This is a genomic window from Halosaccharopolyspora lacisalsi, from assembly GCF_014137975.1.
Taxonomy (GTDB): domain Bacteria; phylum Actinomycetota; class Actinomycetes; order Mycobacteriales; family Pseudonocardiaceae; genus Halosaccharopolyspora; species Halosaccharopolyspora lacisalsi.
On the sequence record NZ_JACGWZ010000003.1, the window covers coordinates 244,092 to 259,337 of the forward strand.

The 15,246-nt window shown below is 69.2% G+C and carries 9 protein-coding genes; 5 read left to right on the forward strand and 4 right to left on the reverse strand.

Annotated features, from left to right (window positions below):
* Positions 1-101: 101 nt before the first annotated feature.
* The 4 genes from FHX42_RS12670 to FHX42_RS12685 all read right to left on the reverse strand — a co-directional run bounded on the left by FHX42_RS12670 (position 102) and on the right by FHX42_RS12685 (position 3,340).
* Positions 102-533, reverse strand: coding sequence for a hypothetical protein (locus tag FHX42_RS12670; protein WP_182544473.1), 432 nt, complete (start codon positions 531-533; stop codon positions 102-104).
* Positions 534-548: 15 nt separating this feature from the next.
* Entirely contained in the window at positions 549-1,487 is a 939-nt protein-coding gene (locus FHX42_RS12675) for a hypothetical protein (protein ID WP_182544474.1), read from the reverse strand.
* Between the two features lie 116 nt (positions 1,488-1,603).
* On the reverse strand, positions 1,604-2,266 hold the full coding sequence (locus tag FHX42_RS12680; RefSeq protein WP_182544475.1) for a LapA family protein: 663 nt from the start codon (positions 2,264-2,266) through the stop codon (positions 1,604-1,606).
* Between the two features lie 6 nt (positions 2,267-2,272).
* Positions 2,273-3,340 (reverse strand): DivIVA domain-containing protein, encoded by a 1,068-nt coding sequence (locus tag FHX42_RS12685; protein WP_182544476.1) that lies wholly within the window; start codon positions 3,338-3,340, stop codon positions 2,273-2,275.
* Between the two features lie 343 nt (positions 3,341-3,683).
* On the opposite strand from FHX42_RS12685, the gene FHX42_RS12690 reads away from it, so the two are divergent.
* From FHX42_RS12690 to FHX42_RS12710, 5 genes are all read left to right on the forward strand, one after another.
* Positions 3,684-5,081 carry a GNAT family N-acetyltransferase gene (locus FHX42_RS12690; RefSeq protein ID WP_328796086.1) on the forward strand — a complete coding sequence of 466 codons (1,398 nt, stop codon included), beginning with the start codon at positions 3,684-3,686 and terminating at the stop codon, positions 5,079-5,081.
* 146 nt (positions 5,082-5,227) lie between these two features.
* Positions 5,228-12,352 (forward strand): amino acid adenylation domain-containing protein, encoded by a 7,125-nt coding sequence (locus FHX42_RS12695; protein WP_182544477.1) that lies wholly within the window; start codon positions 5,228-5,230, stop codon positions 12,350-12,352.
* 29 nt (positions 12,353-12,381) lie between these two features.
* A complete protein-coding gene (locus FHX42_RS12700; protein ID WP_182544478.1) occupies positions 12,382-12,639 on the forward strand; it encodes an MbtH family protein in 258 nt (85 codons plus the stop codon).
* Positions 12,640-12,649: 10 nt separating this feature from the next.
* Positions 12,650-14,104, forward strand: a complete 1,455-nt coding sequence (locus tag FHX42_RS12705) for an MDR family MFS transporter (protein ID WP_182544479.1) — start codon at positions 12,650-12,652, stop codon at positions 14,102-14,104.
* A gap of 104 nt (positions 14,105-14,208) precedes the next feature.
* Complete coding sequence (locus tag FHX42_RS12710) at positions 14,209-15,042, forward strand: siderophore-interacting protein (RefSeq protein WP_182544480.1); 834 nt, start codon at positions 14,209-14,211, stop codon at positions 15,040-15,042.
* The last annotated feature ends 204 nt before the right edge of the window (positions 15,043-15,246 follow it).

Sequence of the window (15,246 nt, forward strand, 5' to 3'; positions counted from 1 at the left end):
CCACTCGTCGCACCGGCCCCGGTGAGTAAAATCACCCGCGCCCGGTTCGGCCGGGCGCGGGTGAGCGCTGCGGTGTCCTCGTGGTCCTCGTGCGGAGGTCCTCACGATGAGTCGAGTTCCACGCGTACCTTCGCGAGTCGTTGGCGGGCCTGATCGAACTTGGCCGCGTGGTGCCGGCTGAAGAGGTCCTCCTGCGGGAACTCCGCGGCCGGTTCGGTCTTGTCGCCACTCTTCTCCGGGCCGGTTTCCGAGGTCGTTTCCGGAGAATACGCGGAAGTCGTGGCCGTGGCACTTCTGCCGAGCACCGAGTGCTTGGCCACGGACGCCCCCTTGCTCTGCTCGACGCGATCCTGAACCGGGATGCTGACGGGATTCGTCGCCGTCCGGTCCAGTGCGTGCTTGCCCGTGCTCGGGGAACTGCGCTGAAAGCTTCCGGCATGGCCCCGAGAGCCGCGGCGCTGGATCGGCCAGAACAAGAACACCGCCAGTGCGAAACCCCCGAAAAAAGTCAGGATCAGTACGAAGAACGGCATGATGGCACCATTCCTTCAGTTGCGTGATTCGGTGTCGCCGTTGGACCCGTTGATCTGACCGGTCTGGTTGGTCGGACTGGTCTGGCTGGTGGGAATCGTGTAGAAAACACTGTCCTCCCGCTGGTCGGGGAGCTGGACGTGGGCGATTTCGTACAACGGCGTGGCTTCCGAGGTGGAATCCTGCGGCGGGGTGTGCAATGCCGGCGCCGATTCCCCGATGGTGGCACCGGCGGCTTGCATAGCCGCCAGCACGCGTTGCCGGGCCTGCTCCATCTCCGAGCGCTTCTGCTCGATGTCCTCGAGCGCGGCCGCGCGCAGCTGTTCGCTCTCGGTGTTGAGTTGCCCCGCCTGCTTCTGGGCCTGGGAAACCAGCTCGTCGGCCTTCTGCTGCGCCGCGTCGACCGTGCGCTGGTACTCGGAGCGAATGGTGCGCCGCAACCGCTGCTCCCGTGCCCGTTGCTCCCGGATCTGCTTGGCGTGCTCGTGCCGCATCTGCTCGCGTTGGCGCTCGACCTCGGCGATCAGCTCGGAGCACTCCTTGCGCAGCTCGGCGGCGTTGCGCTCGGCCTCGTCGACGAGCTGGGCGGCGTTCGACTCCGCCGCCCCGCGAATGGTCTCGGCCTGGCGTTGTGCGTGTTCACGCAGCTCCTGGACCTCTTCCTCGGCGTTGGCGAACATGTTCTGCACTCGCTGTGAGGCCTCGGGCAACCCGGTGTCGGAGGAACCGATCCGCCGCAGCCGGTTCTCGATGTCGTTGAGGTCCTGGCGGGCGTCGTCGTAGAGGCTGCGCAGGGTGGAGCTGAGTTCGACGGCCTCGTTGCGGTCGATGCTGACGATCTTGAGCTGATCCTCCAGCATCTCGATGTGTTCGGTCACCTGGCCGCGGTGGTAGCCCCGGAACTGGACGTCGAATCCCGGCCGCAGCGGTACGACGGTGTCGGCGGCGTCTTCCATGCTGGACACTCCTTTCCGCCTTGGCCCCGGACTTTCGGTGCCCGGACGGCAGGCTCGTCGTGAGAGGTGGTTCGGCTTCGCCGGGAAGCGGCGGGTGAGCACCGCTTCCCGGCTGTTCAGAGGTGGCCGCCCGGACCACCGTGGCCGTTGGTGGTCGTGGGAACCTCGTGCAGCTGTGCTCGCAACCGGGCTATGCGGTCGCGCGTCTCGGCCATCGGCTCGTTGTACTCGCGTCGGAACCGGTCGGCGGCCTCCTCGGTGGCGAAGGAGGACGCCTCGGCTTGATCATGGCCGTTGGTCCCGGAGTGCGAGACGTCCCGACCGTTCTCGCCCGCCGGGTGCGGTTCCGGCCGGACGGGCTCGGTGGGGGCGTCGATGCCGGGGTAGCCGTGCATCGCATCGTCGTGGTTCCGGGAATGGGTGGGATCGATGTCGTGGGGTTCTTCGGTGGGGAACGCGGGCATTCGTGCCTCCTCTTCGACCGCCTCCCACGGGGGTTGCGCGGAGAGCTCCCGATGGCCGGTCGGTGGTTCCGGCACGGGTGCCGGAGGTGAAACTCCCTGGTCGTTCGAAACGCCACCGTCGTCCCCACGGGAGTGCTCGGGCGTGGAGAACAGTGCGGTGGCGGTCGTGAGTCGAGCGACCTGGCGGCGCAGACGTGCGTTTCGCTGCCTGGCGCGAAGGAGAGGGGTACCGAGCACGGCCGCTGCGATCAGCGCTCCCGACAGGAACATCACCAACATCAGGGAGAAGTCCCAAGCGGAGAGATCCACAGGCATGTCTTTTTAGCTCCCCTGCGTGCTGGAGTGGACGGGGTGACCGACCGCGGAAGCGGGCTGCTTCGACTCGGAGGCCAGCGGCACCTCCTCGCCGAGGACGTCCTCGTCGGTGATGGGGCTGATGCGGCGCCGCTCGTTGTCCTCGTGGCCCACGGGTCCCACGGGTCCCACGGGTCCCGCGTGGCCCGCGGGGCCGTTCTCGCCGTGGGCGATCGCGACGGCACCGTCCTGGCCGTGCCGCCTCAGCTCATCCGCGGCCGCGTTCGGGTGCTCGGTCAGCGCGGGCCACTCCTGAGGCGCGGCCACGGCGGACTGCTGGGTGACCGAGGAGCGGTACATGGAGGCGAACCCGGACATGGAGTCCAGCGTCTCCAGGATGAGCTGACGGAAGCTTTCCAGCTTGGCCGCTCGTCCGTCGAGATCATCCACGATGCGTGCGTGGTAGCGCTGGGACTCGGTCTCCAGCTCCTCGCACCGTTGTCTGGTCTGGCGCAGCATTTCGGTGGCGTCGCTTTGCGCCTGGGACATGACGTCGTTGTACTCGGCCTGGATCGACCGGTGCATTTCCTCGCGCTTCGCCTCGATTTCGGCGGTCTGGGAGGCGTGGTCGGAGTCGATCCGCTCGCGCTTGTTCTCCAGATCGGCGACCAGCCCGGCACACTCCTCGCGCAGTGCGGTGGCCGTCGCCTCGGCCTCGCGGCGCATGTGCTCGGCGTCGGTGCTGGCGGTTCCTCGGATCGTCTCGGCGTCCCGCCGGGCGTGCTCCCGAATGGTGTTGGCTTCCTCGTCCGCCATCATCAGCATGTTCTGCATTCGACGGGTGGCCTGGGGAAGACCTGTTTCGGAGTCCTCGAGCCGTTTCAGCTCGGCTACCGTTTCCTCCAGTTGGTGCCGGGTCTCGTCGGTGATCCGGCGTTGGTCCTCGTTGATTCGCACCGCTTCGTCGCGGTCGGTGGTCAACATGGTGATTTGATCTTCGAGCAGTTCGATGTGCTCGATGACCTGGTTTCGGTTGAATCCTCGGAACTCGTTGTCGAACCCCGGTCGAAGGGGTACGACCGACTCGTCATTCATAGTTCACCGTTACTCCCGCCTCGGCGCTATGCTGGTGGAGATCGTAAGCGCTGCGCCCGGGGCCTGCGATTCGAAGTGGGCGGTTGTGAGGGGCTTCGAGCCAATATCACTCCAACGAATGATCCGCTACCGTGCGTGTGTTCTCAGCGTGAACGGTTTTCGGGCTCCACCCGAACCGATTTTGTGTTTTGTCGTGAACGAGCCGGCGGTCCGGACGATCGAATCGATCGGGGCCCCTCGGCGGGGCAGCCCCGAGCGGGCCGGTGCGCCGAGCCCTCGGGTTAGGCTCGCTTCACCGCATCGTCCGGTGCGGTACGAGTGACGAGGCTTTCGGTGGGATGGCGTGACGACGGACGAGGAGAACCTGGCCGTGGCGGCACACCGGCGCTGCTCGGTGTTGCTGCGGCGCTGGCTGAGTGAGACCCACACTCCGGTGCGAGGGGGTCCGCTGCGGCTGCCCCTGGGGCCGATACGGCTGCACGCGGAGGTCGAGTACGTCTCCCCGACAGGTGCGCACCGCTTCGGCCCGATCCGCGTCGTCGACGCCGAAGACCGCCCGCTCGCCATCGCCGAGCCGGGGCTGTTGTCGGCGGCGTTGTCGGCGGAGGCTCGGGCGCGTGCGGTGGCCGACGCCACGATCAACGCTGCCGATGCCGGATCGCTGGTGGACTGGGCGCTGCGGTCGACGGGGGAACGTGACGCCGAGCTCGATCCGGTCGGCGCCGGCGTTCGCGAGTCCACGCTGCACGAACAACTCCGGGAGGGGGCGTGGACCCCGCCGCGGATCCTGGAGTCGGTCACCGACGGTGCCGAGGCCGAACGGTGGCTCTCCAAGCACGTCGAGACCGAACTGCTGCCGCGACTGTGCGCGTTGGAGTCTCCGGGCGAGGAGGCGACGGCCTCCCTGCTGAGCAGTGGCGTGCTCGCCGCCATCGGGGTGCTCGGCCGTTGCGGGGTGGCCGACGAGCGGGACCTGCTCGCCGTGCTCTCGGCCCAGCTGGACGCCTTCACGGACAGTCATCCGGAGCTGGATCCACTGCTGCGGAGCTGGCTGACCGGGCCGACCGTGACGGATGTCGCCGTTGTGAACGGCTCCTCGCTGCGGTATCGGAGCCGGTCGGGCGAGATCCGCCCGGACCCGGTGCTCCACGAGATCGCGAATCCGCTGCGGCCGTTCAACGCGGCCTCCCCGAGGGTTCCCGGAGTGCCGTTGCCCGAGCTGGGCGAGGGGTGGTCGTTGCGTCCCGTCGAGCTCACCGGCGACGACGGTGGGCCGGACGCCGCCCTGGTGCACGAGTGGATGAACACCGAGCACGTCGCGGTCAACTGGAACCAGGCGTGGTCGCGGGAGGAGTGGCACACCGAACTGGCCACTCAGCTCGGTGGGTCGCACTCGCTGCCCTGCATCGTCAGCCTGGACGGTCGCCGGATCGCCTACGTCGAGCTCTACCGGGTGGAGCGGGACAAGCTCGCCGGGTGCTACCCGCGCCATCCCCGTGATCTCGGGGTGCACATCGCGATCGGTGACGATGCGGTGATCGGGCGCGGACTGGGTTCCTCGCTGCTGCTGGCCGTGGCCAGGGGGCTGCTGGAGGCCGATCCCGAGTGCCCTCGCGTGGTGGCCGAGCCGAACGTCCACAACGCGGCCTCGATCGCGGCCTTCGCCAAGGCCGGCTACACCCGGGAGCGCGAGGTGGGACTGCCGACGAAGAACTCGGCCCTGATGGTGCACCCCCGCTGAGTTCCGGGAGGGCGTGGCGCCGTACGCCCCGCGGTGCCGCAGCGGGGTGAGAGTCAGGGCACCGTGTCTCCTCCTGGCGAGAGCCGGACATGTGAAATAAGGTTAGCCTTACTTCGTTCGCCGGTTACTTGGGAGAGACGCAGACGATGCCGGAACCTTCAGGCGTGTTGCCGCTGTCCTCCGCGCAGGCGGGGGTGTGGTTCGCTCAGCAGCTCGACCGTGCGAATCCGATCTACAACACCGGCGAATACGTGGAGATCCACGGCACCGTCGACCCCGATGTGTTCCGGAGCGCTCTGCGCCGCGTCGTCGACGAGACCGAGTCGCTGCGGCTGCGCGTGGTCGAGGACGGCGACGAACCGGGTCAGGTGGTCGAACCCACCGTCGACGTCGACGTTCCGGTGCTCGACGTCAGCGCCGAGGCCGATCCGGACGCTCGTGCGCTGGAGTGGATGCGTGACGACCTGGCCGAACCGGTCGATCCCACCACGGCGGCCAGTGGCCGCGGACGGCTGTTCACGGCGGCACTGTTCGAACTCGGCGAAGGGCGTTGGTGGTGGTACCAGCGCATTCACCACGTCGCCATCGACGGCTACGGCTTCTCGATCGTCCTGCGCCGCGTCGCCGAGGTCTACAGTGCACTGATCGCGGCGGAGGAGCCCGGAGAGTCCCCCTTCGGGACGTTGGCCGAGCTGCTCGCCGAGGAGCACCGGTACCGCGATTCCGAGAAGGCACCCCGGGACGCCGCGTTCTTCGACGGCAAGTTCGCCGACCGGCCCGAGGCGACGCCCCTGGCGGGCCGGTTCCGTACCAGTGCCCACTCCTTCCTGCGCCAGTCGGACCGGCTTCCGGAGGAGGAGACCGGACGACTCTCGGAGGCCGCCGCCCGCAGCCGCACCATCTGGCCCGACGCCCTCGTCGCCGCGCTCGCCGCCTACGTGCACCGCATGACCGGCTCCCCCGACGTGATCCTCGGCGTTCCGGTCATGAACCGGAGGGGTTCCGCCGCGCTGCGCACTCCCGGCATGGTCGTCAACGTGCTCCCGCTGCGGCTGCACGTCGCTCCCGAGACCACGCGGGAGGAGCTGATCGACCAGGTCGCCCGCGAGATGCGTCAGCTTCGCAAGCACCAGCAGCACCGCAGCGAGGACCTGCGGCGACGTTTGCGGATGCTCGACCGCCCGCTGTTCGGTCCCCTGGTCAACATCAAGACCTTCGACTACGACTCGTCCTTCGGGGACGCTCCCGCCACCGTGCACAACCTCGCCGCCGGGCCGGTCGACGATCTGACCCTAGCCGTCTACACCGACGGTGCCGAGCTGTGCTTCGAGTTCGACGCGAATCCCCGGGTCCACACCGAGCGGGACCTCGCCGCCCACCGGCAGCGGTTCCTGCGGTTCCTCCGCTCGTTCGGCACCGTCGAACCCGAGACCGGGATCGCCCGGATCGAGCTGCTCTCGGACGAGGAGCGCGAGCGGATCGTGCACGAGTGGAACTCGGGGACCGAGGAGTGGCCTGAACGAACCCTGCCCGAGTTGTTCGAGGAGCAGGCGGCGCGGACACCGCGGGCGACGGCCGTCACGTTCGACGCGGTGACGCTGACCTATGCCGAGCTCAACGCGCGGGCCAACCGGCTCGCCCACTACCTCGTCGACCACGGTGTCGGCCCGGAACACCTGGTGGCGCTGGCCCTGCCGCGTTCGCAGGAGCTGGTCGTCGCACTGATCGCGGTCGTCAAGTCGGGTGCGGCGTACCTGCCGCTGGATCCCGAGCACCCCGCCGAGCGGCTGTCCCACATCCTCGACGACGCCCGCCCCACCGTGTCGGTCAGCGACGTCGAGCACGCCCACCGCCTGCCCGAGTCCCTGACCCGATTGGTCCTGGACGACCCGGAGACGGCCGCGGCCCTGTCCCAGCACTCCCAGAACGACCCGGGCCCGGGTGAACGGGGCAGACTGGCTCCCGAGCACGCCGCCTACGTCATCTACACCTCCGGCTCGACCGGCAAGCCCAAGGGCGTGGTGATCCCGCACGGCAACGTGGTGCGATTGTTCACCGCGACCGAACAGTGGTTCGGGTTCGGTCCGCACGACGTGTGGACCCTGTTCCACTCCTACGCCTTCGACTTCTCGGTGTGGGAGCTGTGGGGCGCCCTGCTGCACGGCGGTCGGTTGGTCGTCGTGCCGCACGCGGTGAGCAGGTCACCCCGCGAGTTCCTGGAGCTGCTGGCTCGTGAGCGGGTCACCGTCCTCAACCAGACACCTTCGGCCTTCCACCAGCTCGTCGAGGCAGACGGCGAGCACCCGGCCACCTCGGCGGAGCTGGCGCTGCGCTTCGTGATCTTCGGGGGTGAGGCGCTCGACCCCACCCGGCTCGGCGGCTGGTATCAGCGGCATCCCGCCGCACCCGCCCTGATCAACATGTACGGCATCACCGAAACCACGGTGCACGTCTCCTACGCCGAGGTCGGCTCCGGGGATCTCGACGACGAGGCCAGTCCGATCGGCCGGGGCATCCCGGACCTGCGGGTCTACGTGCTCGACGCGGGACTGCGCCCGTTGCCGCCCGGTGCGGTGGGGGAGATGTACGTCGGGGGAGCGGGTGTGGCCCGTGGATACCTGGGGCGGCGTGGGCTGACCTCGCAACGGTTCGTGGCCGATCCGTTCGGGCCGCCCGGTTCCCGGATGTACCGCACCGGTGACCTCGCCCGGTGGGACGAGACCGGAACCCTGGAGTTCCTCGGCCGCGCCGACCAGCAGGTCAAGGTGCGCGGTTTCCGCATCGAGCCCGGAGAGGTCGAATCGGTCCTGAACGCGCATCCCGAGGTGGCCCGGGCGGCCGTGGTGGTTCGTGAGGACCGTCCCGGTGATCGCAGACTGGTCGGTTACACGGTCGCGCGTCCCGGTGGCGGACCGGATGCCGCCCGACTGCGGTCCCACGCCGCCGAGTCCTTGCCGCACTACATGGTGCCCTCGGCGCTGGTCGAGGTCGACGAACTGCCCCTGACCGCCAACGGCAAGCTCGACACCGAGGCGCTGCCCGTCCCCGAGTTCACCGCGGAGGCGGGTGGCCGGTCCGCGCGCACAGAGACCGAGGCGTCGCTGTGCACCCTGTTCGCCGAGGTGCTCGGTCTCGCCGAGGTGGGCATCGACGACGGCTTCTTCGACCTCGGTGGCCACTCCCTGCTGGCCACTCGGCTGCTGGCGCGCGTGCGCACGGAGCTCGGCAGCGACCCGACCATCCGGGCGCTGTTCGAGCACCCGACCGTGGCCGGACTGGCCGAGCAGTTGGAGCACGCGGGCGAGTCCGGCAGAGCCGAGTTACGGCCGGTGCCGCGCCCGGAGGTCGTGCCCCCGTCCTTCGCCCAGCGGCGGCTGTGGTTCCTGTACCGGCTGGAGGGGGCGAGCCCGACCTACAACCTGCCGATCACCCTGCGCCTGTCCGGGGACCTCGACGAGGAGGCGCTGTGGGCGGCCCTCGGCGACGTCGTGGAGCGGCACGAGAGCCTGCGCACGATCTTCCCGGAGACGCTGGGGCGACCACGGCAGTCGATCCTCGATCCCGAGCGGGCGCGACCGGTTCCGGCGTCCGTGCGCACCACCGAGTCCGCGCTCGACGAGGAACTGCTCACGGCGGCGGGGCGCGGCTTCGACCTCGCCCAGGAACCACCGCTGCGCACGATGCTGTTCCGCACCGGCGAGAACGAGTCCGTGCTGTTGCTGCTGCTGCACCACATCGCCGGTGACGAGTGGTCCATGGCCCCGCTGATGCGCGATCTCTCCACCGCGTACACCGCGCGGCTGCGTGGTTCGCCACCGGACCTGCCGCCGCTGTCCGTGCAGTACGCCGACTACACGATGTGGCAGTGGAACCTGCTGGGCGACGAGGACGACCCGGACAGCCTCGCCGCGCGACAGCTGGCCTTCTGGACCGAAACCCTGGCGGGCCTTCCCGACCAGCTCGAACTCCCCACCGACCACCCGCGCCCGGCGTCCCCCAGCCATCGGGGCGGTTCGGTGACCTTCACCGTCGACCCGGCGCTGTACCGGCGGCTGCGCCGGCTGGCCTCCGAGCACGGGGCCAGCGTGTTCATGGTGGTGCAGGCGGGAGTGGCGGCACTGCTGACCCGCCTCGGCGCGGGCACCGACGTTCCGGTCGGCACCCCGGTCGCCGGACGCGCCGACGAGAAGCTCGACGAGATGGTCGGCTTCTTCGTCAACAGCCTGGTGCTGCGCACCGACACCTCGGGTGAGCCCGGCTTCGGCGAGCTGCTCGACCGTGTCCGCGAGACGGACCTGGCCGCCTACGAGCACAGCGAGCTGCCGTTCGAACGGCTGGCCGAGGTCGTCAACCCGACGCGCTCGCTGTCGCGGCACCCGCTGTTCCAGGTGATGGTGGCCTACTGGACGGCCACCGACGCGATCCACGCCGAGTTCCCCGGCCTCTCGACCAGCGTGGAGACCTACGACGCGGGCACGGCCAAGTTCGACCTGGCCTTCAGCGTCACCGAGCGGGACGAGCACCTGGACGGGGTGTTGCTCTACAGCGCCGACCTGTTCCGGCACGACACCGCCGAGGAGATGGTGCACCTGCTGCTGCGGCTGCTGGAGGGAGCCGCCGACGACCCCCGGTGTCCGATCGACCGGTTGGACGTCCTCGGTGACCGGCGAGAGCTGCTCGAGCAGTGGGGCGACGCCGTGGCCGAGGGCGACGACACGGCGCCGACCACGTTCCCCGCCCTGCTGAGCGGGCAGGTCGAGCGGGAACCGCGCAAGGACGCGGTGATCTTCGATGACGTGCGGTTGAGCTATCGCGAGCTCGACGAACGAGTGAACTCGCTGGCACGGGTGCTCGTCGCGCACGGTACCGGGCCGGGCGACGTCGTCGGCGTCCTGCTGCCCCGCTCGCCCGAACTGATCACGAGCCTGATCGCGGTCATGACCTCCGGAGCGGCGTACCTGGCGCTGGACCCCGACTACCCGGCCGATCGACTGCGCCACATGGTCGACGACGCGGGTCCGCGGCACATCGTCACCGACGCCGCCACGGCCGCGAGTCTTCCCGACGTCGCGGGCACCCGGGCGCTGGTGATCGACTCCGAGCGGCTGCGGACGGAACTGGCGAGCGCGGAGGGCACCACGCTGAGCGACGCCGAGCGCACCAGCCCGCTGCGCGTCGACGACGCGGCCTACGTCATCTACACCTCCGGTTCCACCGGAACCCCCAAGGGCGTGGTCGTCGAGCACAGCGGAGTGGCCGGTCTCGTGGCGACCCAGACCCGCCGCGTCGGGGTCACCGCCGAGAGCCGGGTGCTGCAGTTCGCCTCGCCCAGCTTCGACGTGGCGTTCTGGGAAATGTGCATGGGCCTGCTCAGCGGCGGCACGCTGGTCGTCGTGCCGTCCGATCGGCGGGTTCCCGGTGAACCACTGGCCTCCTACGCACGCCGGCACCGGGTCACGCATCTGGCCGTGGGGCCGTCGGTGATGGGGATGTTCCCGACCGACACCGAGCTACCACCGCAGGCGACCCTGCTGTGCGGGGCGGAGAGGGTACCCGCGGACCTGGTGCTGCGGTGGGCGGGACACCACCGCATGCTCAATTGCTACGGGCCCACCGAAGCGACCGTGAACTCGACGCTGTGGGAGTGCGCGCCGAGCGCTCCAGGGGCTTCGGTGCCGATCGGAGTGCCCGACCCGGGTACGCGGCTCCACGTGCTCGATCACTTCCTGCAACCCGTGCCGCCCGGTGTCGTGGGGGAACTCCACGTCGCCGGGACCGGCCTGGCACGGGGCTACCTCAACCAGCCGGGTGTGACCGCCGAGCGGTTCGTGGCCGACCCGTTCGGGCCGCCCGGTTCCCGGATGTATCGCACGGGCGACCTGGTGCGCTGGCGCCCGGACGGGGTGCTGGAGTTCGCCGGACGAGCCGACGACCAGGTCAAGATCCGTGGCTTCCGGATCGAACCGGGTGAGGTGGAGGCCGTTCTCGCCCGGCACCCCGACCTGGTCCAGTCCGCGGTGATCGTCCGGGAGCGGGGGGCGGACAAGAGCCTCGTCGGTTACGCCGTACCGCGTGCGGGTGCCGGTCCGGACAACGCCGAACTCCGCCGCCACGTCGGTTCGGTGTTGCCCGACTACATGGTCCCCGTCGTGGTCGTGCTCGTGGACTCGCTGCCGCTGATGCCCAACGGCAAGCTCGACCGCGCCGCGCTGCCGGAGCCGGACCTGAGCGGGTCGGTGGGGGGGACCGTGCCGCGCAACCCCACCGAGGAGATCCTGTGCGCCCTGTTCGCCGAGGTCCTGCAACTGCCGACCGTCGGTGTCGAGGACGGTTTCTTCGACCTCGGCGGGCACTCGTTGCTGGCCGCCGGGCTGATCGGCCGCATTCGCGACGAGCTCGGTGTGCAGCTCAACGTCGGCAGCTTGTTCGCCGCGCCGACACCGGCCGGACTCGCCGAGCGCATGGACGGCGGTACCGAGCGCGACGCGCTGGAGATCCTGCTGCCGCTGCGGGTCCAGGGCAGCAAGGAACCGCTGTTCTGCGTGCATCCGGCCGCCGGGCTGGCTTGGCCGTTCGCGGGGTTGATGAAGCACATCGACGCCGAACGCCCGCTCTACGGCATCCAGGCACGCGGACTCGCCGAACCGGCACCGGTCGCGCCGACCCTGCGCGAGATGGCCGCCGAGTACCTCGAGCACGTTCGCGAAGTCCAACCGCACGGTCCCTATCACTTCCTCGGCTGGTCCTTCGGCGGCGTCATCGCCCACGAGATGGGCACCCAGCTCCAGGCTCAGGGGGAGCAGGTGCGGTTCCTGGCGATGCTCGACTCCTACCCGAAGGACGTGTGGGACGTACTGCCCACCGAGCAGGAAGCGCTCTGGGCACTGCTCTACATGGCCGGCTACGACCTCTCGGTCTTCTCCGACGGTCCGCTGCGGCGGTCGGACGTGCTGGAGGCGCTCTCGGACGAGAGCAGCGCGCTGGCGAACCTGGCCGAACACACCGTCGACGCGATCATCGACAACTTCGCCAACTGCGCGGTTCTGGAGAACACGGCCGACCACGACAAGTTCCGCGGTGACGTGCTGTTCTTCACCGCCACGGTGAACCCGGCCAAGGAGTCGCTGACCGCGGGGATGTGGCAGCCCTACGTCGAGGGCGACGTGGACGACCACGACATCGCCTGCGAGCACAAGGACATGACCCAGCCCGGTCCGCTCGCCGAGATCGCCGCCGTCGTCGAGCAGCGCCTGCACCGGACCGAATCGTGAAACCGCGACAACCCGCTAAGGAGGTGGAGATGACCAATCCGTTCGACGACCCCGATGCGTCGTACTACGCCCTGGTCAACGACCAGGACCAGTACTCGCTGTGGCCGTGCTCGGTGGAAGTGCCCGCAGGTTGGACCATCACGCACGGTCCGGCCGGCAAGCAGGCGTGTCTGGAGCACATCGAGAGCTCCTGGACGGACATGCGCCCCGCCGGCGCGCAGCGGCCCCCGGCGGCGCGAGTCGATCCCACGACTCCGTCGTCCTCCGCCGCGCAAGCCTCGAACTGAAAGTACCGGGATGCTCAAGCGGTTGACGGGCAAGGCGAGCCCGAAGGTCGCGGTGTGCGTGGTCTACGTCGCCGCGATGTTCATGAACGGTATGGACGCCACGATCGTCAACGTGGCCTTGCCGACGATCAGTGACAGCTTCGCCGTGACGCCCAGCGCCGCCAGTGCGGTCAATGTCGCGTACCTGGTCAGTCTGGCCGTGTGCATACCGATGTCGGGATGGCTGGGCGACCGCTTCGGTACCAAGAGGACGTTTCTGGCCGCGTTCGGCGCCTTCGTCGTCGCCTCCGCCCTGTGCGGCGCGGCCCAGGACCTCACCCAGCTCACGCTGGCCCGCCTGCTCCAGGGTGCGGGTGGCGGTGTGATGAGCCCGGTGGCGCTGACGATGCTGTTCCGCGCCTATCCCGCCGAGGAGCGGGTCCGGATCTCGCGGGTGCTGATCCTGCCCACCGCCGTGGCTCCTGCGCTGGGGCCGGTGCTGGGTGGTCTGTTCGTCGAGCACCTCACCTGGCGGTGGGGTTTCTACGTCAACGTGCCCGTCGGCGTGCTGGCACTGGTGTTCGGTGCGTTCACGCTGGCCGAGCACGTCGAGTCCGGGAACAAGCGCTTCGACCTGCTCGGCTTCGCGCTGGCCGCGCCGGGCCTGGGGCTGGTGATGTACGCGCTGGAAACGGTCGGCCACCGGGGCCTGTTCGCCCCGGACGTCTGGGGATTCGCGCTCGCGGGCCTGGTGTGCCTGGGAGTGCTGGTGTTCTCGCAGCTCCGGATCCGGGACCCCATGCTCGAACTGGGACTGTTCACCGACGCGAACTTCCGGCGGGGCAGCATCCTGCTGTGCCTGTGCATGGTGGGTTTCCTCGGAACCCTCTACGCCTTCACCCTGATGTACCAGACGGCGCTGGGTGCCTCCGCGTGGGAGACCGGGCTGGTGACGCTGCCCAAGGCGGTCGGGTTGATGGCCGCTTCACAGGTGGTCACACGACTGCATCCGAAGGTGGGGCCACGCGGAATCATCGCCGCGGCGATGTTCGGTGCCGCCGTCTCGTTCGCGCTGATGAACACGGTTCACGCGGATACTCCGTTGTGGATGGTGGGTGGCATCCAACTGGCTTCGGGCTTCTTCGTCGGGGCGGCCTCGATCGAGCTCCAGGTCGTCGCCTTCACCACCATCAGTCACTCGGAAACCGGTGGTGCCTCCACTTTGTTCAACGTGCAGCGCCAAGTCGGCAGCGCGCTGGGAGTGGCGCTCATCGCCGGTGTGCTGGCCGTGGTGGGGACCAGCACACTCGACAGTGCGGGCAACCCGGTGCCGAACTTGGCGGCCTACCACGCCGGAATGCTGGTCGCGGCCGGTTTCGCCCTGGTCTGCGTGCCGCTGGCGTTGCGCCTCGGCGGCCCGCGGCGGCGGGTGGTGCCCACCAGGATGGAGGAAGCCACCGCCGAGGAGTCGATGAACGGCCACTGAACCGGCGATGTGCCTCACCGAGGGGAAGACAACAACCGTGTTCTATGGTTAGGCTAGCCTTATTACGTTCTTTCGACGGTGAGCCAGGAAGGAAGACGTGGCCGATGACAGCGCAGCGAGCTCCTCGTGCTTCGCACCCCCGTCCGCCCGCACGCACGCTCCAGGTGCTCCGGACGACCGACCTGAGCCCGTCGATGCGGCGGGTCACGTTGGGCGGTGACGAGCTGGAGGGGTTCCTGGACGAGCACAACGGCCCGAACGTCAAGGTCTTCGTTCCCCGGGAGGGGCAGCGGCGGCCCGTGCTGCCCGCGCTGGACCGCGAGACCGGCCGCTACCGGTGGCCGGACCCGTCCGAACGCCCCACCATGCGCACCTACACGGTTCGCCGCTACGACGAGACGCGGGGCGAACTCGACGTGGACTTCGTGATGCACGGCGACCACGGCGTGGCCGCCTCCTGGGCCAAGCGCGCCCGTCCCGGCGACTTCCTGGGCATCATGGGTCCCGGCGGCAAGACCTGCCCCCGAGCCGACTGGTACCTGCTCGTCGGCGACCAGACCGCCCTGCCCGCGATCGCCTCGATCATCGAACGACTGCCCGTCACGGCACGGGGGCAGGTGTTCGTCGAGGTCGCCGACGCCGCCGAGCAGCAGGACATCCAGTGTCCTCCGGACCTGAAGCTGACCTGGTTGCACCGCGACGGCATCGAGCCCGGACGTTCCACGCTGCTGGACCAGGCGGTCCGCGGCGTCGACATTCCCGAGGGCCAGGACGTGTCCACGTGGGTTTCCGGGGAGTCCGCGATGGTGCGCGGAATTCGCAGGCACCTGCGCAACGACCGCGGGCTGGACGCGAGCTCGGTGCTGGCCGTCGGGTACTGGAAGTACGGAATGGCCGAACCCGACTACCACGATCGCTACAACCACGATCGCGACTGAGGAGTGCTTTCGCAATGGCTTGCGTAGCTGTGCGGGTAGGGGAACCTCAGACGCCGCCTCGTCTCCGGGAGCAGCCACATCGAGTAGGTACTGGGCCACGTGGCTGCTGTCCTCGCGAGGCGACGCCTGAGAACCCCCGGCGAACAAGCTGCGTACATGGCTCCAAAGCGGCTCCGCCGCTTTGACCAAATGCGTCCTGAATCA